The organism is Pseudoalteromonas sp. S4492 (genome assembly GCF_005886115.1).
Classification (GTDB): Bacteria; Pseudomonadota; Gammaproteobacteria; order Enterobacterales; family Alteromonadaceae; genus Pseudoalteromonas; species Pseudoalteromonas gelatinilytica.
This window is the reverse complement of record NZ_PNCP01000016.1, coordinates 1-17,647: the sequence shown is the minus strand read 5'-3', so window position 1 is coordinate 17,647 and position 17,647 is coordinate 1. Positions and strand designations below refer to the sequence as shown.

Sequence of the window (17,647 nt, the reverse complement as noted above, 5' to 3'; positions counted from 1 at the left end):
AAATGAAAAATACTCCATTATTTTACAAAAGCTTAGCTTTAGCTTGTGCACTTAGCTGTTTCTCGCTCAGCGCCTTTGCAATAACCTCTGAACAAGCGTTAGAAAAGCTAAACGAAGCACAATCGTTACGTAACAGTAACCCAAACCAAGCCACTGAAATATTTGAGCAGTTAACTAACGACTCAACCCTTGTCAATGAGTCTAACATCATGCAAGAAGCGCTTGAATCGCTGGCATTTATGAATGTCAGCAGTGGTGATTATGACCAAGCACTGAACTATGCAGAGCAGCTGCTGGAATACGGACAAAAGCAAAGTAATCAGGCTATCACAGTACGAGCAATGCTTATTCAGGGCTACGCACAAGGTAGAAAAAGTAACTTTCTAACAGCAGAGCAGCACTACCGAGATGCATTATCTATTGCCAAACAGATAAAAGATTCAGTGCTGATTGCTCAGTCTTATGAGCGATTAGCAGCCATTTTGCGTTGGCAAGATAAATACATAGCCGCCCTAAATGAGGCACAAAAATCTGTTAATATCTTACATGAATTCGATGATGACAAATCGTATGCATCGGCATTACTAAATCTAGGAATAATCGAAGCCATTATTGGCGATCACAATGCGGCGCTCGCAAGTTTAACTCAATCATTTTCTTTGCATCAAAAGCTTGATGACAAAAAAGGCATTGCCGATTCGCTTTACGAAATTGGCGAAGTTTATCGCCGTATGGGCGACAGTGCCCAATCGTTAAAGCATTTTAAAATGTCTCACGTGTTAGATTTAGAAATTGGCTCTAAAGTCGACATCGGTAACAGTGCAATGAAAGTTGGCTATGCTGCGCTAAAACAAGGTGAACTTGCTACAGCCACAGACTACGCAGAAAAGTCGATTAGCTATTATCAGCAATCATCTTCAAACACTGGGCTATGTCGTTCATATAATTTAATGGCATTAATTGCTTTAAAGCAAGGCAACATCAGTGAAGCGCAAGCCTATATCAACCGCGCTTTGGCAATCGCTACTGACTATAACTTTCGCTCCCATTTAGTCTCTTTAGGGATCACTCAAACACGTATCAATCAAGCCCTTGATGATCACGCTGAAGCAATTAAGACCGCGGAGCAGGCTTTAAAACAGGCTGACGAACTGCAAGATGTTGAAGATCAAATTACCTTAAACAAGCTACTCACTGACTCATACCTTGCATTACAACTGTATAAACAAGCATTTGAGTCGCAAAGCCGCTATCAAACCCTTGAAGATCGTACCGGTAAAAATCAGCACGACTTAACTGTAGCCGCAATGCAGAGCCAAGTGGCTTTTATGCGAAATCAGCAAGAAATCAATCAATTGAGTGCTGATAAGCAAATTCAAGCGGCCCAACTAAGCGAAAGTGAATGGCAATTTAAAGCGTCGTTATTGGGCCTAAGCTGCGTGATTTTATTGATATCTGGCTTTGGTTACCGCTCATTTAAAAAGCGTAAACTTGCCAGCGAGCGAGCCCAGCTACTCCAAGAAGTCGTTGATAAAAAAAACCGCTTACTAGCCGATGTATCTCATGAAATTCGCACGCCACTCACTGCACTGCAATTGCAAGTTGAAGCATTGCAATACAATATCGCCAAAGACATAGATGCCTCTTACGATGCCATTAATCGAAAACTTACCGATATCAATGTACTGATCCGTGATATCCATCAACTAGCACAAGCAGATTCAGATAGCCTATACCTGAACTTAAAACCCTATTTACTTGCTGATGTACTATCCCTTTGGCAGCAAGACTTTACTGCTTTTGTAGAAAACAAAGGCTTTGAATTTACCAGTAACATTCGCGTTGCTGCTGATATCAAGGTGACATGGGATATCGATAAAATTAAGCAAGTACTGACGAACCTTTTATCAAACAGTACTTTTTATACTGACAAACCCGGCAAAATTAAATTTATAGCGACAGCCTCAGAGCAGAGCATTACTTTTAGTATTGAAGATACCCCACCCGGCGTTACCGATAATCAATTAGTTGAAATATTCGAACGTTTATACCGCGTTGATAAGTCGCGCAGCCGCCAAACGGGTGGCTCAGGCCTTGGACTGGCGATTTGTAAAAGCCTGATAGAAACACACAAAGGCACTATAAAAGCTGAGCACAGTGAGCTAGGTGGCGTTAAGATCCTCATTTGCTTACCGCTTATTAGTGAACAACAGGTTTAATTAGCATCACGATTCCCTAAAATCGCCCCTAAACAGGGCGATTTCACGACATTTAGCTCAATTAATGCCGACCAAGGTCGCATATTATTTAATCAAAAACCGCCCTATATTTTTTAGTACGTTGTACAAATCTCTCACTAAAAAGTATAGGAGCCTCACAATGGCGGGCGAATATCAACAAAAATATCAACAGTTCCAGCGCGATCCGGGTCAGTTTTGGCTTGAGCAAAGTAAACGAATTCCTTGGTTTAAAGAGCCAAGTGCCCCTTATCAATATGACGATAATGATTTTTACCATTGGTTTGCCGATGGTCAGTTAAACACTTGTTACCTAGCCCTCGACCAACACGTCGAAGCTGGCTATGGCGACCAAACTGCACTGATTTACGACTCCCCTGTTACCAATACCAAACAACAATACACTTATGGCGAGTTACAAACTCAAGTTGCTAAATTTGCAGGGCTCATGCAATCCCTTGGCGTTAGCAAAGGTGACCGTGTAGTCATTTATATGCCAATGATCCCACAAGCGGTTATTGGTATGCTAGCGTGCGCGCGCCTTGGTGCCATTCACTCCGTTGTATTTGGTGGTTTTGCACCGCACGAACTCGCGGTGCGTATTGATGATGCAAAGCCTAAGCTTGTGCTTACTGCGTCTTGCGGGGTCGAAATTAATCATGTGATTGAATATAAACCACTGCTTGATGAAGCACTCGAAACTGCAAAGCATGCTGTTGAACACTGTATTGTATTTCAGCGTGAACAAGCCATTGCCGACATGCAAGATGGCCGAGACATCGATTGGCAATCAGCCTCTGATGCAGCAAGTGCAGTCGATGCAGTGCCTGTTGCAGGCGACGACCCGCTTTATATTCTTTACACATCAGGCACCACAGGCACACCTAAAGGGGTAGTTCGAGAAAACGGGGGTCACGCAGTTGCAATGCATTACAGCATGGAAACCGTGTATGGCATGAAGCCCGGCGAGGTATTTTGGGCTGCCTCTGATATTGGCTGGGTTGTTGGTCACTCATACATTGTATATGCACCGCTCATTTATCGCTGCGCCACCGTACTTTATGAAGGTAAACCCATTAGAACCCCAGATGCCAGTGCGTTTTGGCGTGTTGTAGAAGATTATAAAGTCACTGCTTTATTCAGTGCTCCTACTGCGTTTCGCGCAATTAAAAAAGAAGACCCCACCGCCGAGGGCTTTAAACAATACGATACCTCAAGTTTAAAACGCTTATTCTTGGCCGGTGAGCGCCTAGATCCACCCACTTATGAATGGCTAAAAGACAACACCGGCTTGCCTGTACTCGACCACTGGTGGCAAACAGAAACAGGTTGGGCAATTGCGTGTAATCCAATTGGTATTGAACAACTTGCTACTAAGCCGGGTAGTTCAACGGTGCCAACACCGGGATTTGATGTACAAATTCTTGATATGAATGGTGAGCAGTGCGCTGCAAACGAAAGTGGCGCTGTGGTTATTAAACTACCTTTACCTCCTGGCTGTTTACCAACAATTTGGCAAAACAATGAACGCTTTCAAGCGGGCTACTTAAGCGAGTACCCGGGTTATTACCTTTCTGGTGATGGCGGCTATATTGATGACGATGGTTATCTATTTATTATGGGTCGTACCGACGATGTAATTAACGTTGCGGGTCATCGCTTATCAACCGGTGAAATGGAAGAAATTGTAGCAGCCCACCCTGCTGTTGCTGAATGCGCAGTATTTGGTGTTAACGATGCACTCAAAGGGCAATTACCTATGGCGATGATAGTGCTCAAAGACGATTACCTTGGCGATAGCAAAGAAGTCGAGCAACAGTTGATCCTATCGGTAAGAAATCAAATTGGCGCCATTGCCTGCCTGAAAAACATTTTGCATGTTGAGCGCCTCCCAAAAACCCGCTCAGGGAAAATACTCAGAAAGAATTTACGTCAATTGGTCGATGGTGAAGAACTACAAATTCCATCCACCATTGATGATGCAAGTATTTTTGATGAAATCAACCAACAACTTAACAATCGCTGATCAGCTTTTGTAATGTTACCCAAAGGCCTTGTTTAAGGCCTTTATTCGTTTTGGCCTATGGCTTGCAACTTTACATGTAAGTTAGCAAACGAAAAGGTGGTTAACATGGCTGTTATCGCAGGTTATATCCAATTCAATGAATTAGGCAAAACAGAATTTCATTATATTAATCAAATAGCTGATGTATTTAATCGCTATAAAAAAGCAGATGTTCAGCGCTTTGATTGTGATAATGGAGCTATTTTTCACTATGACTTTGATGCTTACCAACAAGCGAGTTGGTTGCAAACTGAGTCGCAAATTGCAACGCTGATTGGTCATCCTTTACTCAGCAGCTCGCGCAGTGATGATTTAAAAGCCATGGCCAATACAGCTTCGCTCAACACCTGCTTACAGCAATGTGAAGGGGTTTTTAGCTTTTGCCAGTTTAATAGCCAATTAGGCAGCTTAGTACTTGCCACCGACCCACTTGGCTTAAAACCATTTTACACCTTAAAAACGGCGCAAGGCTTACTGTTTTCAACCAACTTGGGGATATTTAAACAACTGAGTATTGAGCTTGAAAGCGATGCCGAAGCACTCACAGAACTTGCTGTGCTTGGTTACCCGCTATTAGATCACACGCCTTATAAAAACATTAAATGCTCATACCCAGGCGAAATATTACGTTTTGATGCCAGCCACGGCGTGGTAAAGCAACGTTACTTTGATTGGGTCGCCCTTGCCAAACAAAACCGAGAGGTGACCGATGCAATTGAAGGCGTTACTCAGGCTTTTCGCAGTGTTGTAACAAAAGCGATGCACACCGATAAAAAAGTGCTGAGCACTCTGTCAGGTGGCCTTGATTCACGGTTAATTAACTGCGAGCTCTTACGCCAAGGTGTTGAGCTTAAGTCGTTTAATTTTTCGCAATCAGATAGCCAAGATCTCTACTGCGCAAAACAATATGCTTCGCAAAATGCCCTTAAACTTGAAGTTGTGCAAGTACGCGACACGCAAAAGCTCTCTGTTGAGCAGCGCCTTGGCAAATACTGGCGCAAAGCACATCACAATGAATATAAAACCGTTTCAAGACCACAAATTAGTTGGTCAGGTAATGGTGGCAGTGTTGGTTTAGGTGCCGTATTTTATGGCGACGCTATTTATGAGGCGGCAAAAGAAAACAATCTTGATAAGCTCATTCAAGCTTATTTAGATCAGCAGTACGCTTATTTGCCAAAGTCAGTGGTTCATAATGCGTCTATGCTGCAACAAAAACTAATTGATAACCTAAAACTTAGTTTTAAACCCTTGGCTGAATTACCACTGGAAAAAGCATTCCAATTGTTTTTACTACTCAATGATCAACACCATCATTTAAGCATTCCGAACGAGCAAGTATGCGAATTTAAAATGGAGTTCTTCCATCCGTTTTATTCGTGGAAAGTACTGCAATATCCTCTAGCTGTCCCAGTTGAATATGTACGTAAACACCGCTTTTATCAACGTTGGCTGAAAACCAGTTACCCACGAGCTATGCTTGCACCATGGCAAGCTTATCCGGGTCATATGCCTTGCCCTATCAAGGTAAATTACCAATCACAGTGGCAGTTTAACAATAACAATCTGATGCGTTTTGGCGAGCTCTTTAAGCTGTGGTACGAGATCATGCGCTTTGATCGCCATCAATTGATCAAACGCAGTCACTTTACCGCGTTATGCTTATTACAATTAGCTCACTTAAAGAATGCCCAGCCAAATATACGCATTGCTCAGCGGTTTTGTCAGTGGTAATTGATAGTCATAATGCCCTCATCTGAGGGCATTATTATGAAATACAAAAACTACTTTCTAAAAAATAATATTACAGGCTAGAATCAAGTCAGTTATTAATAATTTAAGCTGAGACTTTAATGAGAAAATGGACACTTCCTCTACTGCCATTAATCGTATTAGCAGGCTGTACCTCAGTCAGTAAAGATGAATGTTTACAAGCCAATTGGCATGGTATTGGTTATAAACATGGTGCAGATGGCACTGAGTATCGTGATGGCATAGATGCCTTATCACAATGCAGCGAATATGGCGTAAGTGCCGATATTGCTGAATATAAAGTGGGATATGATCAAGGTCTGGCAGTGTATTGTGAGCCCGAAAATGGCTTTACGCTTGGTATGCAAGGCGCATCTTACAATGGTGTTTGTAATAGCACGGCGTTTCGTAAAGCATGGCAAGAAGGTAATGATAGGTACGAAGTACAACAAAGGCTGATATACATTGATGACCGAATTGACGACATAGACCGTCGCCTAAAAGATATTCGTGCAGAGCTTAACAGCAATCAGCTTGATAATAGCCAGCAAAAAGCGCTATATCGAGAGCGTAAAGACTTAGAAAACGAGCGCAAAGACTTACGCAAAGAGCGCGCTTTACTTCCGCTTTTAAATAAATTGCCGAGTGTCGAAATATCAACCGAGTGGTGATGCTTTATGTTTAAGCTTCATCTTATACATTTGCTCGTCAGCTGTGGCGAGTAACTCTTTGGCGTTTTTACCATCTTCTGGGTAAAGCGCGATACCAAAACTAGCACTCACAGGCACTTTTGTTGCGTAGCGCTTTGCTACGCCTTCAACTGCTTTTTGGCAGCGTCCAGCAATGTCTTGGCAAACAGAGAGTTTTGCTAACGTTGGCAACACAATCACAAACTCATCGCCACCAATGCGCGCTAATATGTCTTTATCACGCAGCTGAAGTGAAAGCTGCTCACTGATTTCAAGAAGTAGATTATCGCCCTGCTCGTGACCAAAGGTATCGTTCACCAGTTTAAAGTTATCAAGGTCGACATAAATCAACGAAAACTGGTTACCTTCATTCGCCGCATGATGAGAAAATGAATGTAACTGAATATCTAAACCACGCCGATTTAATAGCTTAGTCAGTGGGTCTTGATTGACTAACTCATCAAGAAGTTGGCGTTTTTCTACTGCCTTTGAAATATCATCAAATGCACCAATGTAATGACTCACCTTACCATGTTCGTCATACATGGCATCTATAGTTAACAATTCAGGAAATACTTCACCGGTTTTGCGCTTGTTCCATATCTCCCCTTGCCAACGGCCAGTATTTAATAAACGCTCCCACATCTTTTCAAAAAACTCTTTGGGTTGCTGCTTAGCTGAGAGTATAGATGGGTTTTTACCAAGCACTTCTTCCTTACTAAAGCCTGTGATTTGTTCAAAAGCAGGGTTAACATCAACAATTTTAGGCTCAGGGGTGGTTATTAATATACCGCGGCTTGTTGTGGTAAATACCGCTGTAAGCAGCTGTATTTTTTCGTTACTTTTAACTTCTTCGGTGACATCTTCTGAATAACCATTCCACTCAACACTGCCATTAGCACGGGCAATTGGTGAAGACTTTCCTTCAACCCAAATCACCCCTTTAGTTGGGTGATTGACTCTATAAACCTCATGCCAATCAGATAATTCGACTCGCGATTTTTCAATGCTATCTATAACGCGCTTTAAGTCATCAGGATGGATAATTTGCTTGATTAAATCAGCAGACTTTTTTATATCATCTGCCGTGCAGCCATAGATATCAAAAACTTTAGAGCTTGCAAAAGGAAAGTAAGCTTGGTCATTTTTATCAACTATATATTGATAAACAAACCCCGGTAAGTTATCAGTAAACTTTTGTAATTTAGCATGTAAAAACTCAATTTCTCGCTCTTTTAACCACTGCTCGGTGATATCGATATGAACGCCTAGCATCCACTCAGGGTTGCCATTTTCATCCCAACTTTGCACTTGGCCTTTATCGAGCACTTTAACCCAGTGCCCTTGTTTATGCTTCATTCGCGCTTCGCAAATATAGCGCTCAGAATCACCTTTAAAATGGGCATTTAATAGCTGTTCAGATTTTGGCAAGTCATCAGGGTGAGCAAAGCTGAGCCAAGTTTCAATTGAAACTGGCAATAATTCTTGCAATGAATAACCGATAATATCGGCCCACTTATCATTAAAAATGGTTTCGCCTGTTTGTACATTCCAAAGCCAGATACCCGCATCCCCACTGTCGAGAATTAGCTGAGCAATGTCTAATCCAAGCTGCGATTTAATCGCATCATACCCTTCACTAAATGCCATAATTAGCCTTGTTAACTAGCTCACCCGAAATAAAAGTAAGCCTTAATCATTATTTTAGTTAACAAAATAAAAAAACACTAAAAATCCGTGAAGAATATTGATCTAACGCAGGCTATTACACTTTTGGCCAATCCACCTCATCAACACTGTCGATTGTGCTTACGATGGTTTTATCTCCTTGCCATTTTCGAATGTAATGCGCCAAAGGATCATAAAGTGCTGTTTGCTTATTAATATGAAAATGTCGACCGCCTCTAGGGTCAACGCCGACACCCGCAATATATTGCCAATTCCCCCAATTTGCAGCCACGTCGTAATCAATGAGTTGCTGCTCGAAATATGCTGCACCATAGCGCCAATCAAGTTCAAGCTCGTTAACAAAACAACTTGCCGCAATTTGCCTCGAGCGGTTAGAGATATAGCCTGTCGCATTAAGCTCATGCATTATTGCATTTACCAAAGCAAACGGCGTGCGACCTTGGCACCACGCATTAAAGCGCTGGCTGTTAAAAGTCGTCAGTGGCGCACTATGCTTTTGCCCTTTAAACTGGAAGAGTGTTGCGCCAGCATGCATCGCATGCCACTTAAAATATTCGCGCCACAGTAATTCGAACTTTATCCAATAGCTCGACTCATTTGCACCGTTTTGTAACTCATACACTTCAACTTCTCGGTACAGCTGTTTTGCGCTAATTGTGCCCCCTGCGAGCCATACACTGAACTTAGTACTGTTACTAAAACCGTCTAATTCATTACGAGTTTCTTTATAAGTACTTGGCGCTTTAGATGAAAAGTACGCATTACAATGCTGTTGGGCTGCAACTAAGCCACCTTTAAAACTTCCTGAGTGAACAGGAACATCATCTATAGTTTGCTCAGGGCATAGCTGAACTGGGTGAGGTAAGTAACTAGCAGCTTGTTGTGGCGCTGCTATAAAGGTTGGCTCAGCTTCTACCTTTTTGCGAAAGGCAGTAAAGTTTTTAGGTAAGTCATCAAGCTGAAAAGGTAAGTCCGCTGCTTTAAATAAGGTATCTTGCTGATAGGTTTTCACCGTCACTTCTGGGCATAACACTTTGATTTTATCGAGCTGTTTTTGCTCATAAACGCCAACTTGCTCTGTACAAACCAAAGTTTCAATATCGTACTTTTGTAATCGCTGACTGATTACTTGCTCAGGCTCACCACTTAGCACATGAAGTGTTTGCCCAAGTTTCTCAACAGCTTGTGCGAAGGCTGCGAGACTCTCACGTAAAAAGTGGTATTTATGCGTGCCATACGGTTTTGATTGATAGTTAGTTTGCCTAAACCAGCGCGGTTCAATCACAAACACTAAATCAAGCTCGCCATCAAAATCAGCTAACTCAGATAGAATTTCATTGTCGACTAGGCGTAAATCATTTTGCAGCCAATATAAAACGCGCTTTTTCATTATTTACTCTATTAGAAACCTTAAGAAATCATACGTAAGCCAGCTATTTCTCGATTAACTTTGCCACAGTTAGTTAGCATAACTTTTATTAATCATAAACTTACAATCTTCAATGAAGTTTAAGTTTTAGTTAAGTTTTTCTTAAGTTAGCGATTTTATGCTGATAACTGTAAAGAATTTAAAGGTTGATAAAGCCAAACACGCTGCATCTCCTTGGTATTTAGTAGGCATAATAATGATGAATAAAATAACATCGGTTTTATTAATAACATGCACTGCTACAGGGACTGTTTATGCAAACGAGCCTTTAAGCTTAGATGTGGTTTGTGAAGTAAAAAGCAAACCTACTGCAGAGTTAAGCGAAGACAAAGACATCACTGTTGATAAACTCAACATTGATACGCATACGATTTTCGATCCTAATGACCCTGAAACGACCGCCCTACATCGCTTTATCAACTGGCTGCACATAGATACCAAAAACAAAGTTGTTAGTGAGCAAATTACCTTCAAAGAGGGTGACCAAGTCAGTGAGCGTCAGCTACAAGAAGCGGAACGTATTCTGCGCAGCAAAAAATACTTAAGAGATGCCAAAGTTAGCTATACAAAAGATTGCCTTGAAGATGAACCCCGCGTGGTGCAAATCGATACCTGGGATACCTGGAGTTTATTGCCAACCATTAATTTTGGCCGTAGTAGCGGCAATAATAAATACAGCTTAGGTTTTAAAGAAGAAAACTTTTTAGGCTACGGTATTCGCGCATCATTAAAGTATAAATCAGATCATGAACGCTCAGGCTACCACTCAGTGCTACAAATGCCAGTGCCTTGGCAGCCTCATGCAACCCTCACTTTACAAGCTGATGATTACGATGACGGGCAAGTCTTTTTAGTAGATTATCATCAGCCTTTTTATCAACGCAGCAGTGACGCACTAATGCGCTACTTTGTTAAATCACAAAAGCAAAAAAGTTATATCTATCAAAATGGTATGACCCGTTCAGAGTTCTTTACCGATGAATTAATCGCCCAGTTTGCTTACGGCGGAATTTTATCGCAAGACAGTCAGCAAACCTTTCACTGGCTTGCTGGGATTGATTACCAAGATATTAGTTACCGCCCTTTTGAAACAGAGCCTTTGCTTGCAGGCCTTAACGATTACACCATTGCAGCGCCTTGGGTCGGATTACATTGGCTAGAAGACAATTACGCCGTATTGCACGATATTGACCTAATAAACCACAATGAAGACGTTAACCTAGGTTGGGAGCTAAATTCAAAGTTTGCCATCGATACCGTAAATTTTGGCCAAGGCTTTATATTTGATACAAATCTTACCAAAGCGTGGTTTAACAATAACGCCTTGTATCGATTTGCCGCTGGAATCAAAGGCAATGTAGGAACTGAGCTTGATGACCGTTTGGCGCTTTATTCAAAAGCACAAATGAACTATCGCTGGTCAGACTCATTTGCTTTTTATGCACATCTAAATGGTCATTGGCAAAATCATGAATTTGCTGACAAACCACTGGCTGTTGGCGGTGAAGAAGGCATGCGTGGCTTCCCAGAAAGTTACCAACATGGTACTTCAAGCGTACAAGCAACGGCGGAACTAAGAATGTACCCTAACATCAGTCTGTATCAGTTTGTAGATGTAGGCTTTGTTGGCTTTGTTGATGTAGGCCAAGCTTTTGGCAGCACTGAAACTGCGAATATTTCAGATTCAATGCTAACCAGTGCAGGTCTAGGTGTTCGCCTATATTCCTCGCGCTCAAGTAACGACAATGTGATACATATCGACTTTAGTACGCCTCTGGGCAGTTACCAAGACGTGGATTCATGGCAAATAGGAATGTCGGTTGAAACCACTTTTTAAGCATCTTGCTCTTTACTCATAAGCTCGCTCATACGCTGCATAAGCTCTTGTTCACTGAGGTCTTCTTTGTGTGTGCCTATAGTCCAAATATGGCCAAAAGGGTCTTCTAGAGTCCCTGATCTGTCACCATAAAATTGGTCATGTACTGGGCGCAGCTCTTTTGCCCCAAGCGATAAGGCTTTAGCAAAAACAGCATCGACATCTTCAACATACAGCATAATGCTCACCGGTGTACCGCCAAGTTGTTGCGGCGACTTAAATTGTACATCAGGGCAATTATCAGAAAGCATAATATGAGAGTCGGCTATTTTTATTTCAGCATGCGCCACCCCACCATCTGGCAGAGGCATTTGCATTACAAGTTCAGCAGCAAAAGCTTGTTTGTAGAACTCTATCGCCTTAGTGGCACCTTCAATAACCAAATACGGGGTTACCGCATGGAAACCTTTTGGGATTGCAGAAACAGCCATGTTACACCTCAACGTTTAATGTGTGAGTTATAAAGGTAGCAGTTGTAGCTAATTTCACTAATCTAATGGTAAAAAGGCCAGCGAAATCTTTCGCTGGCGTTTTAAATATAAATACCAATCAACTTAACAAAGCGGTGTATTATTCAGGCCAGCTTTGAGCGCCATCTATTGCAACCTCTGTTTGATTTAACGTCGTGCAATAACCTGTGGCAGATGAGGCATAGTAAACATCACCTAATACCGTGTAGTTTTTCGCTTTAACCTGCTGTTTTGCTTTGTCTGATGTTGCCATACCCCACATGCTGAAGTAGTTGCTCAAATCGAGCTCGGTTGCTTCTGAAAGTGCGATTAATAGCCAATCATTGTTGCCTATGCTTTGTGCCTCCGACAAGCTGTAGCTTGAGAAGCCAAGTGCATCTTTTTGTGCCTGCCAATTAGTCTCGCTGTTATCAGCTAGATTAAACGCACGCTCCAAAATGTGTAAGCGAGGGTATAAATGCCAGCCGTTTTCAAGCTTATTGTGTGCCTGTGCGGCCATCATAATTTGTAAATAAATAGCGTGACTTTGCGACCACTGAGACATTGCTAAATCTTGCATATAAGCAAATGCATCTGCGCTTTGCTTACTGGCTTGTAAATGATCAAACAAGTTCTCGAATGGCAAGTTTTGGCACGATGCCGAAAAGCCCGTTTCATCTTCAAACTTCGACTTACTGTAGTAGGAGTAAAAGTTGGTATTTGAATGGCCACCAAACCCTTCGATACGAAAGCGCCCTTTCTCAAGTCCATGCCCTAATTCATGGATATCGCCATGCCCTGTTGGGTTAAAATTCCAACCTGCGTCATACGGATTACCAGAACAGCCCCAACCACAGGTCGGTTGGTCAGCATTCATATGTTTTACAATATCAATTGTTTGTACTTCAATACTGCGTGTACTCGCAAAGTCATGAATTTCGCTAACCACATCGATGCCCGGCCCTTTAAAACCAGCAAGTACATGCGGATAGTTATGAGTATAACGCTCTACAGCATGGGCGAAGTCAGACGCTACAGGCCAATAACCATCATTAATTGAAATACGCATTTTCTCGAGCTTTGAATGCACTTCAAAGCCACCGGTTGCGACCTCAGCCCAATCATAATCTCCTTTTTCAAGCAACTCAGCAAAGCGCGCATCATCACTGCTACTACGCCAATACGGGTGCTCACCTACATTGCTAAATTCAAAGCTGACATCTAAATCATTTTGATCAAACTCAATTTGAATTGGCCCACCATAAGGTGACGTAAAATAGACTGTTTCATTTGTCTCTATAGGCACATGAACTGACTGCAATTTAGCGGGTCGATTATAGCCATTGCTGCTCATGTAATGTGTTGCGCCATCACGCAGAGTATTAACAAACACCTTGGTATTCACTGCTTGATTATCGGTGCGTTTAATAGCAAACGTTTGCCCCGGCAAGGCATACACACCCGTTGAGCGAAAATACGCCTTACTCTGCATATTCACGGTGACTGTTTTAGGTGTTACATGACTAAAATCACTACGGCTGAAATTACCCATATCAACTTGAAGTGGGTTAACTTTACGTATATTTAATACCGCATGATCAGTAAACAGGGCACGAAAGAAGCTTGTATTATCGGTGCTTAGCTTATCCATCGGGAAGCTCACTACTTGGCGATAATGATCTGCAAGCAGCGCCAGTAACTGATAAAAGCGATAGCCCTGCTCAGTAAAGATATCTGTTTTCGCTTGGTCAAAACCTCTAAACACCGCATTAATGATAGTTGCCGCATCACTAAATTGTTGCTGATATTGGCTTTCAGTCGGACAGCTTCGATTATCACAAGCACTTAAATCAACACTAAATTCGCTGTTTTTAAAGCGGCTAAGTAAGTCTTTAATAGTTTGCGCATCAGTTGGCAAGCTGTCGTTAATAGCAATTGGGTTCCAATTTGCCAGTTCTAATCGGTGCCAGTAGTTATCACCTGCAACGCTCACATGGAGTAATTCAAATAGCGCTCTACCTAGTGCAGTTTGGCTTCCATCACGCTGAATATAGATCACTGCTATATCATTTGCTTGTGCTTGCTTTACTGCAGCCACAACATTATCAATATTTAATCCTTCACGCTCATGCTGAGAAATAATCAGTACATCCGTGTCAGTTGTTAAGCACGCCGCTAAAGCGTCGTTGTCACAACTTGCATTGTCGTTATAGCTCACCATGCCTTCATATTGACTATCAAACCACTCTCGTGTTTTGACCCTATCTTGAAAGTAATAGCTTTGATCAAGTTGCGCTAATACAAGTTTGAGTGGCTGCTCTGCGGTTATTTCTCTACCAGCTAACCAGGTGGTGCTGTTTTTCAAAAACTGAGTCATTTGCTCGTTAATAGTATTTCTATAAGGATTACTACCAAATACCAAGTAACGGCCCTGCTCACCATCACTAGTCCCGACAACGGCAAGGTTTCTGATCTTTGCCTCGTAACCATCTTGCCAACTATTGTTGGTAAGTAGTACTGGCTCATTGAATGGATACGTAGCAATTAATAGCGTTGCATCCCATGTTGGATACCAGCTTAATTCATCAAGGGCGGAGCTTGAGCCAAACCCAAATAAGCTATTTTTAATGCTTTGAAAGCGCGCTTTGTGGGTATCAATTTCAGCAAGTGTCGCATCAAGCAGTAATTCACTGTTTGGCACAACTAGCGCATTACCTGTTTCTAGTGCCTCAGCTACATAGCTTTGAGTAATGTTTAACACAAACTCGAAGCTTGCTTGTACACGTGAGTCAGAGGCTGTGATTGTGAATTTATGTTCACCAAGGTCTTCATTACTCGCCGTGCCAGATAAGATGCTAGTTTGCTCATCAAAACTTAGCCACGTTGGTAAACCTGTTAAGGTTAAGCTCACATCATCGTTGTCTGCATCGGTGCTGATTAACTGCACACTCAATGCCTGCTCAGCACGCGCTTCACTACTCAGTGGAGACACCACAGGCGCTGAGTTTGCTCTGGCAGCGATGTTAAATGTTTGCTCTGCCTGCTGCGTCACTTCGCCATCTGAATAACGAAAACGAATTTGCTGTTCGCCCGTATTCGCAAACAAGGGCGTGCCGCTAAAACTGAGGTTAGTCGCATCAAAACTAAGCCAATCAGGTTTACTAACTTCACTTACTACCACAGTGTCATTTTGTGCATCAGCAAATGTTAGCTGGTAAGTATAAGCTTGGCCTTCATTGCTATCTGATGGGGTAGACGTGAGCGTTGGCGGTGTATTTTCAATAAGTTTGGCTTCTACATTAATATCAATCAAAAGCTGTGCAGAGAGCTGCCCATCTGTGACCGTAAACTCAATGTTTGCATACTTACCTACTTGCTCAGGCGTGCCACTGATACTTGCTGAGGCTTCATTAAAACTTAGCCAACTTGGTAAGTTTGTTACAGACAAAGTAAGTGGGTCATTATCTGGATCAGAGACTTCAGGGCTAAAACTCAAGGTTTCACCAACCCGTAAAGTCTGTGATTGACCGCTGATTTGCGGCGCTTGATTTTGTGGTGTTTCGGTTACAGGAGGGGTTGTTGTTTGTTTTTCATCTGAGCCTGAGCCGCCACAAGCAGCAAGTGTTAGCAATACAGCCGAGCATAATAGCGAGCGTTTGCACAAAAAGTAGGGTGCGTTCATTGAGTTCTTATCGGTATGGTAAACAATTTTTTAACATTATAAGCCGATACTACAAACTAATATCTCGGAAAAAATACGTAAATTGATATCGCTGTAATTAATTGTTTATACCAATCCGCTTAATTAAGTAGTCTATTTTGAGGCAATGAAACCTCGTTGATAACAAGGCAAAAATTTCGTTATTTAGTTGTTCTAAATGAGAAATTTTTAACGCAGTTAGCGACAGGTTTAATCCCTCAAAATGATTAAGTATTATTGCGGGTTGGTATAACACGCTGTTACAAACAAGTTTTAGATTAAATACCCAAGGCAGATTCAGTTCCTGTATAGTGTTTTAATCATCATCATAAAAATTAAAATAATGAATTCAGATATCTCTTTAGCGCGCTTTAAGCAGTTTCCTGTGCTTATGTGGATCTTCCTATTTGGCTCATTTATTACCCGTGGTAGCTATTACATGGTGTGGCCATTTCTTGCGGTGATCTTGTACGAAAAGTTTGCTTTATCGGCGACAGAAGTCGGTTTGGTACTTACCAGTGCTGCGGTGATTTCGGTGTTCACCAGTTTTATTGGCAGCAGCCTCTCAGATAAAGTGGGCCGGCATACGCTGATGTACATTACCGGCGTGCTGTATATCATTTCTTTCTCGCTGTTAGCTGGGGTAGAAACCGTGGCCGGTTATGTGATTGTAATGACCTTATGTTCGATTGCGACTGCACTTTGGCGACCATTAACCAGTGCGGCGATTGGCGATATTATTGAGGATTCACAAACTCGCGAGCTGGCCATGCAGTCGCTGTACTTTATTGTTAATGTGGGCTGTGCGGTGGGTCCATTAGCAGGGGTATGGCTAGGTTTAACCGGTGAGCAGTCGAGCTTTTATATTACCGCAGGGGCATTTGCTATTTTATTGGTGCTGCTTGTTTGGGGCTTTAATTTTAGTGCTAAAGCAGCAAAAAATACTGCCGCAATCGACGAGCCTGAAGAGAAAAAACCAGCTATACAGGGCAAGCAAATCTTACGTATTTTATTTGCAGATAAACTGCTGCAATGTTTAATTTTAGCCAATATTTTGTGCATGTTTATTTATGCGCAAATGGATAGTTCACTCATACAATACCTAACTCGTGCAGAGGCACCCGACCTACTTGCATTGATTTCTGCACTGATATTTACCAATGCGTTAGTGATCATTTCAAGTCAATTTCTGCTGTTAAAAATGATGGCACGATTTAGCCTAACGGTGCGCATTCAAATTGGCTTGCTGCTATTGATGGTGTCGCAGTTTTGGCTAGCACTTAATCCAATCGATTTATTCTGGGGCTGGATTGGTGCGATAGTGGTGATGAGTTTGGCCGAAACCATTTTGTTTCCGACGATGAACGTTCATCTTGATAGGCTCGCACCTTCTCATCTTCGTGGTGCGTACTTTGGTGCGGCTTCGTTTTATGATTTAGGGTTTGCTTTAGCACCACTCGGTGGTGGTTTAATTTTAGATTATTACGATGGCCCAACCTTATTCTTTGTAGCGGGAGGGCTTTGCCTTGTGGTGATTTATTTATACGCCATACTCGAAAAGTTACCCAGACCCGATTTTGCAAACCCGTCATAACCTTTAAATAGCCCCTTTATGGGGCTTAATACCAACCCGCAATAATACTTAATCATTTTGAGGGATTAAACCTGTCGCTAACTGCGTTAAAAATTTCTCATTTAGAACAACTAAATAACGAAATTTTTGCCTTGTTATCAACGAGGTTTCATTGCCTCAAAATAGAC

At 42.0% G+C, this 17,647-nt stretch carries 10 protein-coding genes; 6 read left to right on the top strand and 4 right to left on the bottom strand.

Translation table 11 applies throughout. The features are described 5' to 3' along the window. The first annotated feature begins 2 nt into the window (after window positions 1–2). The 4 genes from CWC28_RS04715 to CWC28_RS04700 all read left to right on the top strand — a co-directional run bounded on the left by CWC28_RS04715 (window position 3) and on the right by CWC28_RS04700 (window position 6,725). On the top strand, window positions 3–2,219 hold the full coding sequence (locus tag CWC28_RS04715; protein ID WP_138624802.1) for a tetratricopeptide repeat protein: 2,217 nt from the start codon (window positions 3–5) through the stop codon (window positions 2,217–2,219). A 160-nt stretch (window positions 2,220–2,379) separates the two neighbouring features. After that, the gene (locus CWC28_RS04710) at window positions 2,380–4,263 is read left to right on the top strand and encodes a propionyl-CoA synthetase (RefSeq protein WP_138624801.1); all 1,884 of its coding nucleotides are present in this window, start codon (window positions 2,380–2,382) and stop codon (window positions 4,261–4,263) included. Window positions 4,264–4,368: 105 nt separating this feature from the next. Then, window positions 4,369–6,036 carry an asparagine synthase-related protein gene (locus CWC28_RS04705; protein ID WP_063700389.1) on the top strand — a complete coding sequence of 556 codons (1,668 nt, stop codon included), beginning with the start codon at window positions 4,369–4,371 and terminating at the stop codon, window positions 6,034–6,036. 119 nt (window positions 6,037–6,155) lie between these two features. Further along, complete coding sequence (locus CWC28_RS04700) at window positions 6,156–6,725, top strand: DUF2799 domain-containing protein (RefSeq protein WP_063700391.1); 570 nt, start codon at window positions 6,156–6,158, stop codon at window positions 6,723–6,725. Here the strand turns inward: CWC28_RS04700 and CWC28_RS04695 are convergent. Then, window positions 6,711–8,393 (bottom strand): sensor domain-containing diguanylate cyclase, encoded by a 1,683-nt coding sequence (locus tag CWC28_RS04695; RefSeq protein WP_138624800.1) that lies wholly within the window; start codon window positions 8,391–8,393, stop codon window positions 6,711–6,713. The two genes, CWC28_RS04700 and CWC28_RS04695, sit on opposite strands and share 15 nt — an antisense overlap. A gap of 115 nt (window positions 8,394–8,508) precedes the next feature. Continuing rightward, window positions 8,509–9,822: a DASH family cryptochrome gene (locus tag CWC28_RS04690; protein ID WP_138624799.1), complete on the bottom strand. Its 1,314-nt coding sequence runs from the start codon at window positions 9,820–9,822 to the stop codon at window positions 8,509–8,511. Window positions 9,823–10,057: 235 nt separating this feature from the next. Here CWC28_RS04690 and CWC28_RS04685 point away from each other — a divergent pair, with 235 nt between their 5' ends. Further along, window positions 10,058–11,698: a BamA/TamA family outer membrane protein gene (locus CWC28_RS04685; protein WP_138624798.1), complete on the top strand. Its 1,641-nt coding sequence runs from the start codon at window positions 10,058–10,060 to the stop codon at window positions 11,696–11,698. On the opposite strand, the gene CWC28_RS04680 is transcribed toward CWC28_RS04685, so the two are convergent. Both CWC28_RS04680 and CWC28_RS04675 read right to left on the bottom strand, forming a co-directional pair. Then, window positions 11,695–12,168 (bottom strand): VOC family protein, encoded by a 474-nt coding sequence (locus tag CWC28_RS04680; RefSeq protein WP_138624797.1) that lies wholly within the window; start codon window positions 12,166–12,168, stop codon window positions 11,695–11,697. The genes CWC28_RS04685 and CWC28_RS04680 overlap by 4 nt on opposite strands. 139 nt (window positions 12,169–12,307) lie before the next feature. Continuing rightward, window positions 12,308–15,868, bottom strand: coding sequence for an ImpA family metalloprotease (locus CWC28_RS04675; RefSeq protein ID WP_138624796.1), 3,561 nt, complete (start codon window positions 15,866–15,868; stop codon window positions 12,308–12,310). A gap of 361 nt (window positions 15,869–16,229) precedes the next feature. Between CWC28_RS04675 and CWC28_RS04670 the strand changes: the two genes are divergently transcribed. Then, window positions 16,230–17,480 carry an MFS transporter gene (locus CWC28_RS04670; RefSeq protein ID WP_138624795.1) on the top strand — a complete coding sequence of 417 codons (1,251 nt, stop codon included), beginning with the start codon at window positions 16,230–16,232 and terminating at the stop codon, window positions 17,478–17,480. Window positions 17,481–17,647: the final 167 nt, after the last annotated feature.